Origin of the sequence: Paracholeplasma morum (genome assembly GCF_016907055.1) — a bacterium.
Classification (GTDB): Bacteria; Bacillota_I; Bacilli_A; order Acholeplasmatales; family UBA5453; genus Paracholeplasma; species Paracholeplasma morum.
In genome coordinates this window covers 33100-54323 of sequence record NZ_JAFBBG010000004.1, presented here as the reverse complement: position 1 = coordinate 54323, position 21224 = coordinate 33100, and the positions used below count along the sequence as shown (strand labels likewise).

At 35.4% G+C, this 21224-nt stretch carries 24 protein-coding genes; all 24 read left to right on the top strand.

The features are described 5' to 3' along the window. Positions 1-14 precede the first annotated feature (14 nt). The 24 genes from JN09_RS02940 to rpmI all read left to right on the top strand — a co-directional run bounded on the left by JN09_RS02940 (position 15) and on the right by rpmI (position 21216). Positions 15-2579: a bacterial Ig-like domain-containing protein gene (locus JN09_RS02940; RefSeq protein ID WP_204432485.1), complete on the top strand. Its 2565-nt coding sequence runs from the start codon at positions 15-17 to the stop codon at positions 2577-2579. Positions 2580-2655: 76 nt separating this feature from the next. Further along, positions 2656-3246: a hypothetical protein gene (locus tag JN09_RS02935; RefSeq protein ID WP_204432484.1), complete on the top strand. Its 591-nt coding sequence runs from the start codon at positions 2656-2658 to the stop codon at positions 3244-3246. A gap of 67 nt (positions 3247-3313) precedes the next feature. Beyond that, on the top strand, positions 3314-3679 hold the full coding sequence (locus JN09_RS02930) for a hypothetical protein (RefSeq protein ID WP_204432483.1): 366 nt from the start codon (positions 3314-3316) through the stop codon (positions 3677-3679). Position 3680: 1 nt separating this feature from the next. Continuing rightward, entirely contained in the window at positions 3681-4784 is a 1104-nt protein-coding gene (locus JN09_RS02925) for an ABC transporter ATP-binding protein (protein WP_204432481.1), read from the top strand. Further along, a complete protein-coding gene (locus JN09_RS02920; RefSeq protein WP_204432480.1) occupies positions 4777-5289 on the top strand; it encodes a hypothetical protein in 513 nt (170 codons plus the stop codon). Before JN09_RS02925 ends, JN09_RS02920 begins: the two co-directional genes overlap by 8 nt. Next, positions 5270-5800 (top strand): hypothetical protein, encoded by a 531-nt coding sequence (locus JN09_RS02915; RefSeq protein WP_204432478.1) that lies wholly within the window; start codon positions 5270-5272, stop codon positions 5798-5800. Before JN09_RS02920 ends, JN09_RS02915 begins: the two co-directional genes overlap by 20 nt. 8 nt (positions 5801-5808) lie before the next feature. Then, positions 5809-7347 carry a glycoside hydrolase family 28 protein gene (locus JN09_RS02910; protein WP_204432476.1) on the top strand — a complete coding sequence of 513 codons (1539 nt, stop codon included), beginning with the start codon at positions 5809-5811 and terminating at the stop codon, positions 7345-7347. Positions 7348-7420: 73 nt separating this feature from the next. After that, a complete protein-coding gene (locus JN09_RS02905) occupies positions 7421-8059 on the top strand; it encodes a bifunctional 2-keto-4-hydroxyglutarate aldolase/2-keto-3-deoxy-6-phosphogluconate aldolase (protein WP_204432473.1) in 639 nt (212 codons plus the stop codon). A gap of 2 nt (positions 8060-8061) precedes the next feature. Beyond that, complete coding sequence (locus JN09_RS02900; RefSeq protein ID WP_204432472.1) at positions 8062-8520, top strand: NanQ anomerase/TabA/YiaL family protein; 459 nt, start codon at positions 8062-8064, stop codon at positions 8518-8520. A 12-nt stretch (positions 8521-8532) separates the two neighbouring features. Beyond that, a complete protein-coding gene (locus JN09_RS02895; protein ID WP_204432471.1) occupies positions 8533-9552 on the top strand; it encodes a sugar kinase in 1020 nt (339 codons plus the stop codon). A 22-nt stretch (positions 9553-9574) separates the two neighbouring features. Beyond that, on the top strand, positions 9575-10291 hold the full coding sequence (locus tag JN09_RS02890) for an IclR family transcriptional regulator (RefSeq protein ID WP_204432466.1): 717 nt from the start codon (positions 9575-9577) through the stop codon (positions 10289-10291). After that, entirely contained in the window at positions 10291-11121 is an 831-nt protein-coding gene (locus JN09_RS02885; RefSeq protein WP_204432464.1) for a sugar phosphate isomerase/epimerase family protein, read from the top strand. The genes JN09_RS02890 and JN09_RS02885 overlap by 1 nt, the downstream gene beginning before the upstream one ends. After that, complete coding sequence (kduI, locus tag JN09_RS02880) at positions 11111-11947, top strand: 5-dehydro-4-deoxy-D-glucuronate isomerase (RefSeq protein ID WP_204432462.1); 837 nt, start codon at positions 11111-11113, stop codon at positions 11945-11947. The genes JN09_RS02885 and kduI overlap by 11 nt, the downstream gene beginning before the upstream one ends. Positions 11948-11959: 12 nt before the next feature. After that, positions 11960-12730, top strand: a complete 771-nt coding sequence (gene kduD, locus JN09_RS02875; RefSeq protein WP_204432460.1) for a 2-dehydro-3-deoxy-D-gluconate 5-dehydrogenase KduD — start codon at positions 11960-11962, stop codon at positions 12728-12730. A gap of 102 nt (positions 12731-12832) precedes the next feature. Continuing rightward, the gene (locus JN09_RS02870) at positions 12833-13759 is read left to right on the top strand and encodes an ECF transporter S component (protein WP_204432458.1); all 927 of its coding nucleotides are present in this window, start codon (positions 12833-12835) and stop codon (positions 13757-13759) included. Next, positions 13756-14496 carry a type III pantothenate kinase gene (locus tag JN09_RS02865; protein WP_204432456.1) on the top strand — a complete coding sequence of 247 codons (741 nt, stop codon included), beginning with the start codon at positions 13756-13758 and terminating at the stop codon, positions 14494-14496. The genes JN09_RS02870 and JN09_RS02865 overlap by 4 nt, the downstream gene beginning before the upstream one ends. 72 nt (positions 14497-14568) lie before the next feature. Then, positions 14569-16239: a phospho-sugar mutase gene (locus tag JN09_RS02860; protein WP_204432454.1), complete on the top strand. Its 1671-nt coding sequence runs from the start codon at positions 14569-14571 to the stop codon at positions 16237-16239. A gap of 26 nt (positions 16240-16265) precedes the next feature. Beyond that, on the top strand, positions 16266-17513 hold the full coding sequence (locus JN09_RS02855; RefSeq protein ID WP_204432452.1) for an aminopeptidase P N-terminal domain-containing protein: 1248 nt from the start codon (positions 16266-16268) through the stop codon (positions 17511-17513). A 116-nt stretch (positions 17514-17629) separates the two neighbouring features. Then, complete coding sequence (locus JN09_RS02850) at positions 17630-18256, top strand: hypothetical protein (RefSeq protein WP_204432451.1); 627 nt, start codon at positions 17630-17632, stop codon at positions 18254-18256. Beyond that, complete coding sequence (locus tag JN09_RS02845; protein WP_204432450.1) at positions 18253-19044, top strand: hypothetical protein; 792 nt, start codon at positions 18253-18255, stop codon at positions 19042-19044. Before JN09_RS02850 ends, JN09_RS02845 begins: the two co-directional genes overlap by 4 nt. Further along, positions 19031-19618 carry an ATP-binding cassette domain-containing protein gene (locus JN09_RS02840; protein WP_204432449.1) on the top strand — a complete coding sequence of 196 codons (588 nt, stop codon included), beginning with the start codon at positions 19031-19033 and terminating at the stop codon, positions 19616-19618. The genes JN09_RS02845 and JN09_RS02840 overlap by 14 nt, the downstream gene beginning before the upstream one ends. After that, positions 19599-20258, top strand: coding sequence for a hypothetical protein (locus tag JN09_RS02835; protein WP_204432447.1), 660 nt, complete (start codon positions 19599-19601; stop codon positions 20256-20258). Before JN09_RS02840 ends, JN09_RS02835 begins: the two co-directional genes overlap by 20 nt. A 198-nt stretch (positions 20259-20456) precedes the next feature. Further along, positions 20457-21002: a translation initiation factor IF-3 gene (infC, locus tag JN09_RS02830; protein WP_308699517.1), complete on the top strand. Its 546-nt coding sequence runs from the start codon at positions 20457-20459 to the stop codon at positions 21000-21002. Positions 21003-21015: 13 nt separating this feature from the next. Continuing rightward, complete coding sequence (rpmI, locus tag JN09_RS02825; RefSeq protein WP_204432445.1) at positions 21016-21216, top strand: 50S ribosomal protein L35; 201 nt, start codon at positions 21016-21018, stop codon at positions 21214-21216. Positions 21217-21224 lie beyond the last annotated feature (8 nt).

The following is a 21224-nucleotide window of genomic DNA, read 5'->3' as shown; positions in this document are numbered from 1 at the left end:
GAGGAAACAAAAGTATGAAAAAAATGTTTGGGATAGTACTAATGGTATTATCACTATTCGTTTTAGCGGGTTGTATTAAAGACAACGGCGGAACAAAAGAAGAAAAGAAACTTGTTTCGATCGCAGTTAAAGTAGTACCTACTAAAACATCTTATCTAGTTGGTGAATCACTAGACTTAGCTGGTATGCAAGTTGATGGCATCTATAATGATGGCTCAAGTGTCATTATCAATGCAGGAACCGGCGAAAATCAATACCAAGTATCTGGATTTAGTTCAGCTGCTGCAGGTTTGAAAACAGTAACTGTAACTGTAGGTTCATTAACAGCTTCATTTAGCGTTGTTGTTGCTGACCCAGAAGCTCCAGCTACATTATTAGCTATCCAAGTCGTATCACTACCTAACAAGACTACATATGGTCTAAATGGTGTGTTAAGCTTGAATGGTATGGTTGTTAAAGCACTTTATAGTGATGGCACAGAAGAAACTTTAACAACATCAGACTACACTGTTACTGGTTTTGATTCATTAACAGCAGGTCTTAAGACTTTAACAGTTACTCATGAAGGTAAATCAGCTACAATCTCTGTAATGATTAGCGATAAGTTCGTTGAAGATGATCCTTCTAAAGCGGTTACTGTTAACTTTGCATACAACTACCAAGGTAGAGGTATTAGTTTCCAAGAAACTACTCCATACAAATCATTAAATGGTAAAACATATAATGAAGGCGATTTACTACCTGTATGGGAAGCATTACAATCTAAATTAAACATTAAATTTGTTGACAAGAAACAATCAGACAACACTGATAACCAATTCAAAGCTTATCTAGCATCTTCATTTGATGGTGTTGATTTAATCAACTCAACAGGTGCTAACTTAACTGAGTATGGTATCAATGGTAACTTCGTTGATATTTCTAAATACTTAAACTCAATGCCAAACTTAAATGCATTCTTAACAGCTAATCCAGCTGTAAGAGCATCTATGACTGCGGCAGACGGTGGTATTTACTATACACCTTACTTCGATGGTTTCGGTGAAATCGAACAAATGTTCTTAGTTCGTATTGACTGGGTGCAAGATATTCTTGATGAAGTTTCTCCAACTTTCGATGCAGAAGCTTATGCAGGAACATTCACAGTTGAAACTACTACTCCAGAATCATTAGACGTTAACGTAACAGTTGCTAATGCTGATGGTACAACTAGAGTAGTTAAAAAAGCTCACACAGCAAACATTTTAACTACACTTGAAGCTATTCAAAACAAGACTGGTGCTTCATTAGCTGAAGCATTCAGAACTTACATGCAAGCAACTTATGGTAACCAAGGTTATGCAAAACTTTCTGACGTATTTGTTGGAACTGATGCAGCTTACGATGTAGATGAAATGTTAGCATTAATGCACGTTGTTAAAGCAAACCCTAAATACTTAACAAGAGAACACGCAACACCTAAAACAGCAGTTGAAGCTATGTTCCCAAGAACATCAGAAAACTCACGTATTAGAAACCTATTCCGTTCATTAGAAATGTTCGGTCTACGTGGTATGTTCTCAAGATACCAATGGGTATACTTCGATCAAGATGGATCTATTAAAGATGCAAGAGCTGAAGAAGCTACAATCGATGGTGTTACTCAATTATCAAATATGTTCAAAGATGGCCTAATTAACCAAAACTTCGACGCTTCAACTAAGACTGACCACAGACAAATCTTACTTGAAGGTTCATACGGGTTCATGACTTATGATTTCAACGCATCATCAACTCCACAAGGTTACATTAATAAAGCCAAAGAATTAGACCCAACATTCCGTTTTGAAGCAATTTTACCTCCAGTAAACAACTGGTTAGGTGATGGTCAATATTTCCACTTCTCAGAAGGTGTTAGATCCCTTAAGAATGAAGCTTGGGGTATTGTTAAATCAGTTGAGAATGATACAGCTAAACTAGCTAGAATATTAACTCTAGTTGATGGTATGTATGATTATTCTTCAAATGATTCAATCGGTAACGTTCATTTATATGGACCTGCTGGTTACATCGATGGTCAAATCTCATACAATGGCGAAATGATTCCAAAGATTTCTGATGCAGCAATGGCAGAAATGACTACATTAGCTAAAGGTAACATGATTAACTACCTAAGAAACTTTGTTGGTGCTACAATGGCAATTGGTCACATCCGTGGCTTAGGCTTAGAGTATCAAACATTATCTGATCAAGGTATTGCAGGTATTGAAAGAATTAACGTAGCAGTTAACGCTGGTACATTCAGACTTGCAGGTCAATACGAAAGTACAAACCCTTGGTACAGACTTGCTCCATCTCTATTTGCATTAACTAAAGACCAAAGCCAAGACATGGCAACATTAACATATGACGACCTATGGGCAGATGCTGAACTTAAGAAATTAGTTCGTAATGCATTCTCAGGTGAAGGATTATCAGTCACTAAAGAAGTCTATTTCTCAACTTATGTAAATAAGACAGTTGGCGATGCAACAGTTAATACGTACAAAGATATTTATCAAGCTGCTCTAGAAGAAGCTTACAATCGCGTTAATAAATAATTAATAAAAAGTCTCTATCGGAGGGGGTAACTCCTCCCTAGAGCAACATTAAACTGATGAAAGTAGAAGTGATTTTATGAAAAATATAGTTAAAACAATCGGACAAGTATTTAAACAAATTGGTCATTGGATTATTGATCACATACAAGGCATTACTTTTGCCGTCTTTATTGTTGTTATGGCAGGTTTTTATGTATACACATTAGGGTATTCTACAAACTGGGCAACCATTGTCTCTGAGACTAGAGAAAAGGAATTCTTCCTTGCTTCACAACAAGTAAACCGTACCTTGTCTCAAATCGGTTTTATTGGTGTAGTCTTAATGCTCTTAGGGATTGCCTCACAATCTCACAAGCGTAAGACGTATTTCTTAAGTAATATTGTTTTAAGTATATTTTCCAGTATTGTATTATTGGTATCATCAGCTCTAACACTTTATTACAATAGTGTTTTAGAACCTATGTACCGTAATGCTAATATTCCGGACACATTGTACATTATCAGACGAACCACAAAGAACTACAAAATATTTGATATTGGAAATACCTTATCAATCGTGATGATTGTAGTTGCAATATGGATGATTTTGTTCTTAGTATATAAACTAAAAGTTCAAAAAAATCGTGCAGTAGAAATTAAAAAGGCGGTAGAAAACTATGAACATTAAAAACATAAAAGCAGACAAAATGCGCTACCAAAATAATAGTTCTGCTTATTGGCTAGTGCTATTGGGTATGGCTATTTCTGTACATGCATTGTTTTCAATTATTACGCCTAAAGCGGTTGTGCCTGGTTTGACAACTGCTGTGGAAATTTTAGTGAATATTGTTTTACTATTATTTACATTCCTTGCTGCGGAAAAGTGCAAAACATATAATCGTGATTGGGGCATTTACTTATTTGTGATTGCTGGGATTCATGTCTTAAGAATATTCTTTGAACCATCCAATTTACTTAGAAATAAACAATTAACAGGCTTTCAATTTAGCGTCATTGTCACAGAACTTGTCGTGGTCGCTGTATTGTTTGTAATTGCGGGTATCATCACAATTAAAAAACATGATACATTAAAAGCTCACTTGAAGGAAATAGGTGAATAGTATGTCGACAATGGCACTGAGAAATGTAAATAAAATCTATGCTAATGGTGTTCAAGCCGTATTTGACTTTAATATAGAGGTTAAACATGGTGAGTTCATCGTTTTAGTAGGTCCATCAGGTTGTGGGAAATCAACCACACTTAGAATGATAGCAGGTCTAGAAGATATTTCTACTGGAGAGTTGATTATCGATGATAATGTCGTTAATACAATGGCTCCAAAAGATCGCGATATAGCAATGGTTTTTCAAAACTATGCATTATACGCACACATGACTGTATATCACAACATGGCATTCAGCTTAACATTAAGAAAAGAATCATCAGACTACATTCATGAACGTGTTATGTGGGCTGCTAATATTTTAGGGTTAACACCTTATTTAAACCGTAAACCAAAAGAATTATCTGGTGGACAAAGACAAAGAGTAGCTTTGGGCCGTGCAATTGTACGTGACCCTAAAATATTCTTGCTAGATGAACCACTATCAAACCTTGACGCTAAACTCCGTGGTGTTATGCGTAAAGAGTTAAAAGAACTACATCACCGCTTAGGTGCGACTATGGTCTATGTTACTCATGACCAAATTGAAGCACTAACTTTAGCTGATAGAGTCGTTGTTATGAAAGATGGTTATGTACAACAAATTGATAGACCAGTAGACTTATATCAAAGACCTAACAATCTATTTGTTGCAACCTTTATCGGTACGCCACCTATGAACGTATTTGGTGGGAAATTAGACTCTAAGGGACAACTTTTGATTGATGATGTCATTATTAACATCGAGGATAATAAGAGCTATAAAGCGTTAAAAGAGAAAAACTATTTTTGTAAAGAACTGGTTGTTGGCATTCGTCCAGAAAACTTTAAAGTTGCTTTAAAATGCGATAAAGAAGAATCAACCGGGTTTGTTACCACTGTTCAGTTATATGAATTACTTGGATCTGATGCACTTGTGCATGTGAAGATTTCGGATAAGAACGTTATTATGAAGATTAATGCTAGACAAGTATTCCATCCAGGAGATGAAGTAGTTGTTGAAGTTGATCAATCGCATATTTACTTCTTTGATAAAGAAACGGAGATTTGCATTTATGAATAAAAACAACGCGAACGAAGGAAAACAAAATAAGTTACGTACATGGATGATCCGTTGGTATGAATACAATAAGTACAAAATTCCTGTTATCTTTACATTAATCGGATCATTATTATTCACATTATTTCTTGACTTTAGAACTGATGGGTTCACCTTTAAGTCACATTTAGCTTCAATCCAACTTGTCACATCAAACATTATTGGTTTCTATCTATTTGCGATTTATTTGATTTCTATGGTACAACTGTTTAACAGTATTTCATTTTCAAGAAAAAGATCACCGGTGTCATTTTTCTTGTTCATCATTTTGAATATCATTCAAGCGCTGCTAGTGTATTCTTACACAGTGATTTTCTTTCAAGAAGCTGCAGCAAGACCAGATTATACCATCCCACAATTCACATATATGTCAATTGGAATTATGATTGCAGGTATTGTATTCTATGCGATTGCATCCATATTTGCGACCTGTTATGTTAACTGGAAATATGTCAAAATCGAAGAATAATCCTAATAAAAACGATGGTTTCAATCCATATGGTATTGATAAACTCTCGAACATTAAACCGGGTGTAAAAATAGGATTTATGAAGTTTTGGTTATCAGGTGCAGTATTCTTTATGTCTTTTACGGCATTGAGTGCTTCTGTATACGATGTATTAGACCGTATGTTGTTTCTATTCCTACTATTAGGATTAGGTATTGAATACATTCTAAACAAAGTCATCATATGGATGAACAATGATAATCAAAAAACACTTAAGTACTTACCATTTCATTTAAAAAGAAGCTCAATGTTATCATTGTTTGCTTCTATGGGCTACGCCGCAATTATGATACTTGCAAGTTATTTCTTTATCGAGTTCATCATGTCTATAGGCATTCCTTCCATTGGAATGATCATGTTTGGATTTGATTATAAAGCTGTAGATGCAATTTCATTTGGATTAGTCTATCTAGGGTTTGATTACATTTGGGTCCTAGCCAAGAATTACTTACTACTTAAATTAAAAAAATAGGGGGCATTATGTTTGAATTGATTTTTAGTTCATCCCGAAGTGCAACGTTTGAATTAGATAATAAAGAGATTTATTATTCAAAAGAACCGTTTGATGTATTTTTGAATGGCAAACTTACGTTAAAGGATGTCAAAACAAATGTGTTTTCTATCTATGACTTAACGCCAAATACAGCTTACACAGTGGAAGCATTTGGACATAAGCATACTTTTAAAACCGAGTTTGAATCTGTTTCCTTGAATGTCAAAGATTTTAACGCTAAAGGAGATGGTAAGCAAGATGATACCATGGCAATTCAAACTGCTATCTTATCTGCGCCAGATCATGCAAGAGTTTATATACCAAAAGGCACCTATTTAGTGGGGCCTATCTTTTTGAAAAGCAACATTACCATTGAGCTAGATAAGAATACAATACTACTTTATTTAACTGATAGAGAAGCTTATCCAATATTACCTGATCGTTTTGTAAAATCAGATGGTTCATTTTATGAATTAGCTTCATGGGAAGGTGTACCAGCTAAGCAATATGCCTCCATGATCACAGGAATTAACGTCGAAAACGTGAAAATAATTGGACAAGGTGTCTTTGATGGCAATGCACAAAATGGCGATTGGTGGGTAAACCATAAAGTCATGCGTGGGGCGTGGAGACCAAATGGATTATTCTTAGTTCACTCTAAGAATGTAGGTTTACAAGGTGTAACAGTTAAAAACACACCATCTTGGAACCTTCATCCATATTTCTCTGATGATCTAGCATTCATCGATATCAAAATCGAGTCTCCAAAAGATTCACCAAACACAGACGGTTGTGATCCAGAGTCATGCAAAAACGTTGATATCATTGGTGTAGATTTCTCAGTAGGCGATGACTGTATTGCGCTGAAATCTGGGAAATATGAAATGGGACGTCTCTATAAGAAGCCATGCGAAAATATTACAATTCGTAACTGTATAATGAAATATGGTCATGGAGCAGTAGTGTTGGGCTCAGAAATGTCAGGGGGCATGAAGGACATAAACGTGTCACAATGTTATTTCCTTGATACAGACCGTGGATTACGAATCAAAACACGACGTGGTCGTGGGAAAGATGCCGTTATTGATGGTATAGTCTTTGAAAACATTTATATGAAAGGTGTATTAACACCACTTGTTATGAATATGTATTATTACTGCGATGATGATGGAAAAACGGAATACGTTTGGTCAAAAGAAACATTACCAGTAGATGATAGAACACCGTATTTAGGCAGTTTCAAGTTTAAAGACATGGTTTGCGAAGATGCGCATGTTGCTGCAGGATTCTTTTATGGATTACCTGAACAAACGATAAAGTCTATTGAATTAGAAAACATTAAAGTCACATTTTCAGAAAAACCTGAAGCTGGAATTCCAGCCATGATGAGTTTCTTAGATCCAATGACGAATAAAGGATTCTATTTCAATCAAGTTGACCATGTATCTGTCAAGAATGTAGCAATCCATGGCCAAAAAGGCGAAGCATTTGAGTTCCATAATGTTAAAGATAAAAAAATTATATAGTAATTGAAAATTAAGTAAAAATAGCATAATATAGAATTAAGTGTCTATCATGCTGAACGATAGGAGGCTTTCAATGAAAAATCCAGTATTAAATAAGCTTGTTGAATCAGGGGTAGTGGCTGTTGTTCGTGCACAAACGAAAGACGAAGCTACAAAAATTGCTTTAGCCTGTATCGAAGGTGGTTTAAAAGCAATTGAACTAACGTTTACAGTTCCAAATGCTCATGAGGTTATTCGTCATTTACGTGACGCAATTCCTGAAGAAAAGTTGATTTTAGGTGCTGGTACTGTATTAGATAAACAAACCGCACAATTAGCGATTGAATCGGGTGCTACATACATTGTTAGCCCTGGATTCGATTTAGAAACAGCTCTTTACTGTAATGAGGTTAATGTACCTTATATGCCAGGCTGTTTAACCATAACTGAAATGTTGACTGCGCTTAAAGCAGGTGTAGAAGTTGTTAAACTATTTCCGGGATCCGCATTTGGACCTAGTTATGTGAAAGCTGTAAAAGGGCCACTTCCTAACATCAATATCATGCCTACTGGCGGTGTATCGCTAGATAACGTTGGCGAATGGATAAAAAATGGCGTTGTGGCTGTCGGTGTAGGTGGAGAATTAACTGCACCAGCTAAACATGGCGATTTTGATGGTGTTAGAGCGAATGCGAAAGCGTTTGTGGATGCTGTTAAGAAGGCAAGAGGATAAATATGATTGTTGATCATATCAAAAATCTGCACAAGTATACTGGACTGAATCGAAACATTCAAACTGTGATTGAGTTCATTGAAAGCAATGATTTAAGAAGTATCGCTGTTGGAAAACAAAAGCTTACAGACGAAATCAATTTATTAAGAGAAGATTATATTCCAAGACCACTAGACGAATGCTATTTTGAATCACATAAGGTATATGGTGATATTCAACTAGTAGTGGATGGAATTGAATATTTTGGTTATTTAGAAGCCAATGATCCAAAATTTATCGTAACATCCCCTTATGATTCTTCTAAAGATGTTACAAAAGGACAATCAACAGGTGATTTTTCGAAAGTACTTTTAACAAAAGGTATGTTCGCAATGGTTTTGGAAGATGAACTTCATATGCCGAAGCTCTCAGCCAATGAACCGGTTGAAGTTTTAAAAGCTGTATTCAAAATTAAATTATAAGGAGAATTAGTTATGAGCAAAATCGTTACACTAGGTGAAATTATGTTGCGTTTATCTCCAGCAGATAAGCAACGTTTTGTACAAGCAGATAGTTTTGATGTAGTTTATGGTGGCGGAGAAGCCAACGTAGCAGTTAGTTTAGCCAATTATGGTCACGAAGCGTACTTTGTAAGTAAACTTCCTAAACATGAAATTGGTCAATCTGCAGTGAATAGTTTACGTAAATATGGCGTTCATACCGACTTTATTGTTAGAGGCGGAGAACGCGTTGGTATATATTATTTAGAACATGGAGCATCCATGAGACCATCTAAAGTGATTTATGATAGAACTGACAGTGCAATCGCTTTAGCTAACCCAGAAGAGTTTAACTGGGATGAAATCTTCCAGGATGCAAAATGGTTCCATTTTTCTGGAATTACTCCTGCAATTTCTAAACAAGGCGCATTAATTACTAAAGCAGCTTGTATCGCAGCTAAAAAACATGGTGTTACAGTCTCAGTAGATTTGAACTACCGCAAGAAACTTTGGACACCTGCAGAAGCTCAAGCCGTTATGAAAGACTTAATGCAATATGTCGATGTATGTATCGGAAATGAAGAAGATGCAGAACTTACATTAGGATTCAAACCTGGTGGAGATGTTACTAAAGGTGAGTTAGATCATAAAGGTTATGAAAGAATATTTGCTGAAATGCAAAAGCAATTTGGTTTCAAATATGTTGCAACAACCTTAAGAGAATCTCATTCCGCATCTGACAATGGTTGGAGTGCATTAATCTATGATGGTAAAGAATTCTACTATTCGAAGAAATATGAAATTCGCATTGTAGACCGTGTTGGTGGCGGGGATTCATTTTCAGCTGGCCTAATTCATGGATTATTGACTAAGAAAACGCAAGGTGAAGCTCTAGAGTTTGCTGTTGCGGCAAGTGCATTAAAACACACAATCTTTGGTGATTATAATTTAGTTGATGAAAAAGAAGTTGAAACACTAGCTAAAGGGGACGCTTCAGGTAGAGTTCAACGTTAAAATAAGAAAGAGGTTTTATGTTATGAAAGATAATCGTTCTGTTAATCGTATTTTATCAATTCTCGAACTAATTTCTAAGCACCCAGATGGATTGACATTGGGAGAAATATATCGTGAGTTAGATATGCCAAAAGCAACTGCATATGATTTTTTGCAAACACTGTATAAGGCTGATGCCATTTATTACAAAGATCCATTTAGAAAGACGTACGTTATTGGATCCAAAATGTATGCTATAGGCTCTGTTTATACAAAAAATTCAAACTTTATTACGACGAGTGCGCCATTACTTAAGAGTTTCTCTGATGAAAATGGTTGTAATGCATTTGCGACAAAACGCATTAACGGCGACAAAATTGTCTTCGTACATACATACCAAGCCCCTCAAAGTCAAATTATGAGCCATTTCGAAGTTGGGATGGTTACCACTAATTTCTTAGATAATCCTATCGGAAAATGCTATGCGGCATTTGATAAAAAATTAGAAAACACAGTCAAACTAGACGAGAATGAACGTCAATCTATTATCAGTAGAGGGTATGCGTGTGACTTAAGTGGTGAGCTTAACCATGTTATGAACATTGCAATCCCAATTTACAACTTTGAAAATAGATGTTGTGGTGTGGTTTCAGTCGCTTCCTTACATACTTCTTCGGAAGATACTCAACGAATTGCAGAGAAGTTTATTGAGGTAGGGAAACAAATATCTGTTCGTTTAGGGTACTTAGGTGATTTATAATGATTAAAATTGGGATTAGAGCACATGATATGGGGAAAATGGATGCAAAATCATTGTTTGAAGAAGCAAACAACTTTGGTTTTGACGGCATTCAACTGGTCGTTAACAAGGCACTTGTGCCTGAACCCCAGTTAACTAAAGAAGCATTTGAAGAACTCAATGCTGTAAAAAACACGAATGTATTTTTACTTGGAAGCTATTTTAACCCAATTCATAGTGATTTACAGAAAATAGAAACGGGAATGAATCGATTTTTCAAGCAATTAGAACTTGCATCTATTTTGAACACTGAATATGTTGCAACCGAAACTGGTTCTTACAATGATGATCAATGGACTTATCATGTAAATAATCATACAGAGGAAGCCTATCAAAAAGTACTATCTAAGATGCGTATTTTAGTAAAGAAAGCTGAAGAAGTGAATAGGACCGTGTTAATTGAAGCAGCATTTGGTCATGTTATTTATAAAGCAAGTGTATTAAAACGACTTGTACTAGATTTAAATAGTAAGCATGTCGGTGTAATTGTAGACTTATACAACTTGCTCAATTTGGAAAACTATACCGAACACGAAAGTATTCTCGAAGATGCTTTAATAACCCTTAAACCCTACATCAAGGTATTTCACTTGAAGAACTATATTTATCAAGATAATAAATTGGTTCAAACCGGTTTACATAGGGGTGAAATGAATTATCAACGACTACTACCTTTGATGGTAAAATCAAATCCTAATGCCTACTATATTTTCGAAGGCATCACGGGAGAAGATATCAAAGATAGTTTATGTTATATCAAAAAAATATTGGAGGAAAAAAATGAAATTTAACGTAAGGTATGCAACAAGTCCAGAAGACTCAAAAAGCTATGATACGGAAAAACTCCGCGAATCTTATTTAATCGAAAGCGTGTTTGAAGCAGATGAAATTTGCTTAACATACTCACATTTCGATCGCATTATTGCCGGTGGCATCATGCCAATCCATGAAGTTCTGTCACTAGGCGCACCAAAAGAAGTTGCCTCAGATTTCTTTTTACAACGTAGAGAACTAGGGTTAATAAACGTTGGTGGTGCAGGCGTCATCCATGTGGATGGTGTTAAATACGATATGGCTCACAAGGATGGGTTATATTTAGGTAGAGGTGTTAAAGAAGTAACGTTTGAAACCGTGGATAAAGCAAATCCGGCTAAATTCTATATGAATTCAAGTCCTGCTCACAAAACTTATCCTAACAAACACATTCCATTTAGCATCACAAACCCACGTGCAATAGGATCGGTAGAAACGATGAATAAACGCGTAATCTATCAATATTTACATCCAGCTGTACTGGAAACTTGCCAACTTCAAATGGGATTAACTGAACTTGCAGAAGGATCAGGTTGGAATACAATGCCATGCCATACGCATGAAAGAAGAATGGAAGTATATTTCTACTTCAACTTAAAAGAAGAACATCGTGTATTCCATATGATGGGTCAACCACAAGAAACTAGACACATTGTAATGGCTAATGAACAAGCAGTCATTTCACCAAGCTGGAGCATCCATGCAGGTATCGGAACATCTAATTATACGTTCATTTGGGGTATGTGTGGCGAAAACCAAGCATATGACGATATGGACTTTGTAGAAACAAAAAATCTTAAATAGGAGAGAAGAAAAATGTCAATTTTAGATAAATTCAGTTTAGCTGGTAAAGTAGCAATCGTAACAGGTGCGTCCACAGGCTTAGGTCAAGGAATGTGCTATGGTTTAGCAGAAGCTGGCGCTAATGTTGTCGGTGTCGATTATGTTGATATGCCTGAAACAAAGAAAAACGTTGAAGCAATGGGTAAAAAATTCCATGGCATCAAGATGGATCTCATTCACGCTTCACAAGAAGATTTAGTAAATTTGGTTGCTGAAGCAGTTAAAGTTATGGGTCATGTAGACATTCTCGTTAATAACGCAGGGATCATTAAACGTCAAGATGCATTGGAATTCTCAGAACAAAACTGGGATGATGTTATGGCAATTAACTCACGTACTGTTTTCTTCTTGTCACAAGCAGCTGCAAATCAATTTGTGAAACAACAAACAGGCGGGAAAATCATTTCTGTAGCCTCTATGTTATCGTATCAAGGCGGCATTCGTGTCCCTTCATATACAGCATCTAAATCAGCTGTTAAGGGTATTACAATGGCTATGGCAAACGAATGGGCTAAGTATAACATTAATGTTAATGCGATTGCACCAGGCTATATGGCTACAAACAATACACAACAACTAAGAGACGATGAATCAAGAGCCGGTCAAATCCTAGAAAGAATTCCTGCAAATCGTTGGGGATTACCTTCAGATATGATGGGAACTGTTGTATTCTTAGCAAGTGAAGCATCATCTTACATCAATGGCTTTACAATCGCTGTTGATGGTGGATGGTTAGCAAGATAATTATTGGAACCTTAGGGTTCCTTTTTTCTTGCATATAGAAACGAAAAGTTTTATAATAAAAACGTACTTATGGGACCCTTAGTGGCCTAAAAAGGAGAAAATATGAGAGATAAAAGAATTTTTCAACTTACACTTACTGCTGTGTTTGTGACAATTGTATTAGTAATGTCGCTTTTACCACAAGTTGGCTTCATTACAATCATGCCTGGTGTATCGGTTACACTGGTTCACATTCCTGTTTTAGTTGGTGTTTTTTTATTGGATCGAAGAAACTCGATCATTTTGGGATTATTCATGGGTTTGGGCTCAATGATAGCTTCGTATATCTATGGTGCAACGCCATTTGACCTTGCATTTCAAATGCCATGGATTTCGGTACTACCAAGAATACTATTTGCATGGTTAGCATTTGAAATTGCACATGTATTCAAAAAAATAGACCAATTGAAAGTTGGTAAACTGATATTATTCGCAATAGTATCGTTATTGTCTTCATTTGCATTATTTTATGGAACAAAATCTATTGTTCATGCAAATGCGTTCAGTACTTATCAAGAAACACAAACAAAAATACAAAAACTAACTGCTGAAGCAGATAACCCAGATACGGATCCTTTGACGGCAATTGCAAAAAGATTAGAAGCTACCGGACTAGAGCTTACATTACCCGGTTTATATGATGACGCCGTAGCCAAAGAAACAAATGTGCTAAAGGTAGTTACGCCAATCGTATTGTTGCTAATTGTTGGGTTTATTGTTGTTTATTATTGGTATATCGAAAAGAACAAAGGACAATTCGTCTATATACCATCTGTTTTAATTGTTTCAACCGTTGTTCATACAATTTTGGTTCTATCGACAGTTGCATTATTCAAACCAGCAATATTCAGTGCTGGGTTCACGGATACAATTTCCATCATTTATGGGATTGCGATGTCAAATGGGTTAATCGAAGCTTTAGTTGCTGTGCTGGTTGGATCGCCAATATTGGTTGGTATTCTTAACTTCACAAGAAAGGAAATCGCATGATTCTCTTATTTGATGTAGGAAACACGGAAATTAAATTGGCATTTAGTGATGGTGTAGATATACTTGAGAAGTATCGTATTTCAACGGATAAGAACTTATCCTCAGATGCTTATTTTTTACAAATCAAGCCATTTATCGACAGATATGCTTTTGAAAGAGTCGCGATTGCAAGTGTTGTTCCGATTGTCACAAAAGCTTTAAAAGACCTTTCTGTCAAATATTTGAAGATGACACCATTAATCGTTGGCCCAGGCATTAAAACGGGTGTTAACGTTAAAACTGACTATCCAAAGGAAGTTGGTGCAGATTTAATTTGTGCAGTAGCAGGTGCAGCTAAATATGAACAACCTGTATTGGTCGTCGATTTAGGGACTGCTACCAAATATATCTATACAGAGAAAAATACCATTAAAGGCGTCATTATTACCCCAGGTGTAATGATCTCTATGCGTGCAATGGTATCTAATACGGCATTGTTACCGGAGTTTGATCTAGAAGTACCGCAAAATGTATTAGGTACTAATACGATTGCTTGCATGCAATCTGGCGTTACCTACGGGGTTGCTGCACAAGTAGATGGCCTTGTAAAACGCGTGCACGATGAAGTTAATAAAGAACTTCTAGTCATCATGACTGGTGGATTATCTGAGATCATTAAGCCGCTTTGTGAAACAAAAGTGATTAAGGATGAAAATCTTGTAGTCCGTGGTTTACTTGAGATATTGCTTAAAAACTAACAGCGAAAGCTGTTTTTTTGATGGTCATAAGGGCTTAAATGCGTTATAATGGATACTGTAGGGGGTATTAAAATGACATATAAAACACAGTATAACAAATGGATGAACTATCCTAATCTAGATAATGATGTAAAAAACGAATTATTAAGCATGGACGAAAATCAAATTAAAGAATCCTTTTACATGGATATAGAGTTTGGAACAGGTGGAATTAGAGGATTAATGGGACCTGGAACAAACCGTATGAATGTATATACGATTATGCGTTCAACCTTAGGTTTCGGACAGTATATTTTAAGCCTTAATGGCACAAGGAAAATTGCTATATCCTATGATAATAGACATAATTCATATGTATTTGCGAAAAGAGCTGCTGGAGTTCTTGCCAAACTTGGCATTAAAGTATATATTACCAAAAACCTTAGACCAACCCCGTATTTATCCTTTATGACACGTCATTTTGGGTGTGATGGAGGCATCATGATTACAGCCTCTCATAATCCGAAAGAATATAACGGGTACAAGGTATACGATAAAGAAGGATGTCAATTGGTTCCTGATTTAGCGAATATCGTCATCGATAACATCTCCAATATCCATGATTTCTTTGAGATTGCATTTGATGAATCCTCTTCACTTATTGAGTGGATAGATGAGAGTTTTGATCAAATATACTTAGATAAAGTCAGAACAATAGAACTAGAAAATATCGCTAACAAGCCATTAAAGCTTGTGTATTCACCATTGCACGGTGCTGGTGGAACATTAATCCCGAATTTACTTTCAGGAATGGGCTATCAAGTTTTCCCACTAGAATCTCAAATGACTGTTGATCCTGATTTTTCAAATACTAAGTCATCAAATCCAGAAGAACCAATCGCATATGAAAAATCGCTAGAATATGCTAAAGACATTAACGCAGATTTGATTTTGGTCACTGACCCAGATGCCGATAGATTGGGTGTAATGGTAAAACACAAAGGAAAATATCAGTTCTTAACAGGAAACCAAACCGCAAGCTTAACGGTACACTACGTTCTATCTCGTAGAAAAGCTCAAAACATCTTGCCGGATAATGGGTATGTATTTTTGACAAACGTTACTACACCATTAATCAAAAAAATCGCATTAGGTTTTGGTGCACAAGTAGTAGAAACACTTACCGGGTTTAAGTTTATTGGTGAACAAGCAAAGAAAATTGAATCTACGGGTGTTTATCTGTTTGGCTGTGAAGAGTCCTATGGGTCGCTGATTTCAGATTTTGTTAGAGATAAAGATGCCGTTCAAGCAGTATACATGCTAGCAGAAATGGCTACTTATTATAATCAATTTGGCAAAACTCTAATAGATGCACTTAATGATGTGTACGCTGAATATGGCTTCTTTGTTGAAGAAACCTTAAACCTTAATTTAAAAGGTATTGAAGGCAAGGAAAAAATTGAAGCAATCATGTCTCATTTTAGACGTTACCGTCTGTCGATAAAGAACAAAGAACTCGTCCAAATCGATGATTGCTTACAATCTACAAGATGGACTAAAGTAGAAACCACTTCTTTAGATTTACCAAAATCCAATGTTATAAAATTTTATTATAGAGATGGCTCTTGGGTTGTCTTTAGACCAAGTGGTACTGAACCAAAACTTAAAATATACATCTCTGTAAAGGGAGAGTCGAAAGAAGACTCATTGTCCATTATTGATAACTATAAGATTATTATTAATGGGTTGGTTTCACAAATATAAGGGTTAATCCCAGTGAGGAAGATATTATGTACAAAATGAATCGCAAAAACCTATTTAACCACATGGAAAATCAAAGTTTTGCCTGCTTCTTTAGTGGCACTTCACCAGTTCGCACGGCTGATCAAACTTATCCATTTGAAGTCAACAAGAATTTTTTCTATTTGACTGGCATTAAGGAAGAAAATGTCGCCTTAGTGATGATTAAAGGTGCTAACATGGAAAAGAGTTTCTTATTTATTGAAAAGACTGATCCAGTAACTGCGTTATGGGTCGGCGAAACGATGTCCATGGAAGAGGCTAAAGCCATTTCGATGGTTGATGAGGTATTCGAAAGAAAAGACTTTAGAACCGTTCTATCCAAGTTTTTACAGGATTCACGTCAAGCAGTTTTTGGAGCACTTAATGCTTTATACTTAGATTTAGATCGTAGAAGTATGGATGCTTTAGAAACCGAATCAGATCGTTTTGGCAATGAAATGCGTAATTTGTATCCAAATCTAGTAATTGCATCATTACATCCTAAATTAGGTGAATTACGTTCAGTTAAACATACTCATGAAGTTAAAATGATGCAAGAAGCCATTGAAGTAACCAGACTCGGTATTGAAGCATTAATGTCAAATGCCAAAGCTGGCATTAGAGAATATCAACTTGAAGCGTATTATCATTTCGTTTTAAACTCAAATGGTGTAACTACCTCCTTTAATACGATTGCTGCAAGTGGCAAGAATGCGACCATTCTACACTATGAGAAAAATAACGCAGTCATTCAAGATAATGACTTAATCTTATTCGATTTAGGTGTGAGAAAAAATGAGTATTGCTCAGATATTTCAAGAACGTTCCCAGTATCAGGTAAGTTTACAGAAAGACAAAAAGCTTATTATGAACTGGTATTAGAAACCAATAAGAAATCGATTGAAATGCTTAAACCAGGCGTTACATTCCAAGAATTTAATGAATTTGGTAAGAAAATCTTAGCAGAGGGACTGGTTAAGATGGGCAAAATTAAAGATGTAAGTGAAGTCTCAAAATATTATTATCATTCATTAGGCCACTTCTTAGGACTAGATGTTCATGATGTTGGAAACTACACAAAACCATTTGAAAAAGGCCAAGTCATTACAGTTGAACCTGGATTATACATTGCTGATGAAGCAATCGGCATTCGCATTGAGGATAACATTCTATTAACCGATAACGGACATGTTAATCTATCAGAATCAATCATAAAAGAAGTTAAAGATATCGAAAACTTCATGAGTAAGAAATAATTAAGTAACTTATAAATCAAAGACTAGAGATTATTTTGATATGATCTTAGTCTTTTTTTTCATCATTTCAAAGTAAATTTGCGTTATACCGGTATGTATAAAGTGGAGGTATTAAGATGAAAAAATACATGATTGTGCTTTTAGTACTGATAACAGTAAGTTTTAGAGGTGTCACACTTAACGCTGATGCAGATTATGAATCGTTTGAATCTATAGAAATGCCTGAGGGTATATTTCTAAAAGATTATACAAAAGAAAACTATAAAGAATATTATAAAAAAGTCACGAAAAGGCGGTTTGCAGGCTGGAATGTTTTTATTGTCACAGAAGATGCCAAAGTAATCTATAGGACGGAAACCATTTTTTCCTATCATAATGATGGTTCGACAGCCATTGATTATGAATATAAGTACGATGGTACTAAGTCTACTTCAAGAAGCATTACCGCTTCAGGAACCATCGGAATCAATGCTTCAGGGACAGTGAAGAAATTCAAAGGGGGGCTAGAATCGTCCATTAAAAAAACATCTAATGTAGAGACCTCATCCAAAGAAAATGAGACATGGAAGATCAAAATGCAAGTTGATCCAGGAACCATGGCCAATCTATACATCCATGGAGAGGGGAAAATTACCAATGGGGTTGCTGCAAAATATGCATTTTGGATTCTACTAGAAAAAGGTGGATTCGAAGTATTTGTTGTCACAACCCAATATTATCGACTTGAGAAGGTGAAAATATGAAAAAAATAGTCCTAGCAGTATTCATTGTCTTGTGTGGAGTAATTGTCTATGTGAATATAAGATCCTATGATGAAGAGACATCCAAAAAAATACTTGTTGTACAAACGCTTTTCAGTAAGACCACCAAAGATGATGCTCTTGAAGTAAGAGTTCACCTTAATCAATCACATGCAATTGTCGATGCTGATGCAATTAAGTCCATTCATCTAATCAATGAAACAGAAACAAATAAACTCTCCATTCAATCATTTGATATAGAGAAGAAGTCACCTAAAACATATTTGAATGAAACATATCAGGAATATGCATTCATATTAAGGATTCCTGAACTCACTATGGATTATAAGATGTCTGAGTGTTATATGGTTGTCATATTAAAAAATGACCAAAAATACAGTCTTAAGATAGGGTCCCTGTCGATCATGTTTTACGAGGACACACAAAAGGTCAATATCATCAATCAATATGGTAATAATCCGGTAAGTGAGACGTTTTTGTCGAGTATTACACTTGAATATCAAGCTTCGGAGGCGCTAAATGTAATCGATGTTTATTACGCAGCGGATCGCTTTACTAAAATAGAGACATCCTACGATAGTCTTACAAATACTGGTACAATCCATATCAATGTTCCGATTGAATCTTTTGATTATAATGAAACCGCTTTAAGACTTATTTTTGATAACAATGGCACGACAGAATCGATAACACTTCATACTTTTAAATACTTTGAGAGAATGACAATGTCTCTTGATGAAAGTAGGCATATGATTTATGTCCTTGATTGAGATTAAAGAGGCCAGTAAGCGCTATGGAGACAAGATAATTATCGATAATTTTACCAAAAGCTTTCAAAGAGGGTCACTTACAGTCTTAAGAGGAAAAAACGGTTCTGGTAAAACCACTTTTTTGAAAATATGTATGGAGCGAGTAAAACTTGATAAAGGCTATATCAAAACTGCTGGTAGACTTAAATGTAGATATATGCCAGACTATGTGGAATTGCCTTATCAAGAAAAACCAATGAAGTTTATCGAATGGATGCTATCTATTTTAAAGATAGAATTGGATTTAAAGTTTCTTTCAGAGTTAGAAATCGATTTAACACATACTGTGGATATCCTTTCTAAGGGTAATAAACAAAAGATATTACTCTATTTCGCATTAGTGGGATGCCCAGATCTCGTTTTTTTAGACGAGCCCTTCACAGCATTAGATGCCAAAAGTATTAAATGCATCGAAAAAAGATTAGGGGAATTAATAAAACAAGGGGCTTGCATCATTGTCTCGTCACACGAAAAGAACTTGTTTAAAAGCATCGATCATGAGGTGATTAACATTGATGAGTTTAACGCTTTATGACTTCCTAAAAGAGTCAAAGAAAAAGGATTACTTGATGATAGTAATCACTTTACTGATATATGTCTTGTTACTGTTGATGTTATCCGGTTATTTTGAGCCTAGAGTTGAACGGATGCTTAATCACATAAATAATCAAAGTCATTATATTAATGAGACAAAAATGGTTTTATGGTATTTCTCTGTGATTCTATTGATTCATAGGGTTCAACAACTAATAAACGACCATGAACTATTTTTAGTAATTGGACTGAAGACAAAATACTACATATCAAAGTGGATTTCGCTTATGATTTCCTTAAGCATAATTTCTATCACAGGGTATGGAATTTTTCAAATAGTATTTTGGATTGCCTTTGATTCATACGTAAAGATAAGTGTTTCTTTTGGAATATATTTGACAAATGCTTTTGTTTACGCGAGTTTTATGGTATTATTAATGAGTGTTAAAAGTAAGTTCAAATGGATATTTCTGTTGATGTTGGCTGTGTTTTTACCAATGATGCAGACGGATACGAATCCATTATATTACTTAATTCCACATTTATTTGATTTTAGTATCACCCGTTTTGTTTATACCATTTCGTTAGCATTGCTATATAATGCGATTGGTTTGACTGGGTTGTTATTTAAATCAAAGTAATTTATACTTTTGGGTTGACAATAGATTGCCCATTAGGTATAATACATAAGGAACTAGAAATAGTGAAAAGAAGAAGTACCTACTTCTCGCCTGATTGATAAGTCAGTAGGCAAACAGTCACGTATTTAATATGCATATATTAATAACGTTAAGTGGGTACAATGTACACACTTTTTCTTTTATAAAAACACTTAGGAGGTGGAGCATATAAAGAGCCCCGTAAAAGGTAATAAAACAGATGCTTTAGTCAATGAAGGCATCATGGCTAGAGAATTATTGGTTATCGACGATCAAGGTGAAAACTTGGGTGTGATTAAAATCCAACAAGCACTAACTGAAGCTAGAAGAAGAGAACTAGATTTAGTTGTCGTATCACCAGATTCAAAACCAGTAGTAGCGAAAATAATGGATTACTCAAAATTCCGCTACGATCAACAACGTAAAGCACGTGAAATGAAGAAAAACCAACATGTCGTTGAAATCAAAGAAATTCGTTTGTCTCCAGTAATTGACAAACACGACTTAGAGACTAAAGTAAAGAGTGCTACTAAGTTCATTAGTAAAGGCGACAAGGTAAAAATCAGTTTGCGTTTTAGAGGAAGAATGATTGTTCATAGCTCACAAGGCTACAAAGTTATGGAAGATTTCATTCAAGCCTTAGGTGATTCAATTGTGGTTGAATCAAGCATTAAAATGGAAGGTCGTCAATTAAGTGCGACTGTAGCCCCAAAAACGAAATCATAAGGAGACTATATAAATGCCAAAACAAAAGACTCATAGTGGTTTAAAGAAAAGAATTAAAGTAACTGGTACTGGTAAATTACAAAGAGGCCATGCTTACTCAAACCACTTAGCTGCAAGCAAAACAACAAAACAAAATAGACAATTAAGAGGCGAAACAGGTGTGTCTGCATCAGACTACAAACGTATCAAACAACTGATTTCGAATCTTAAGTAGGAGGATAA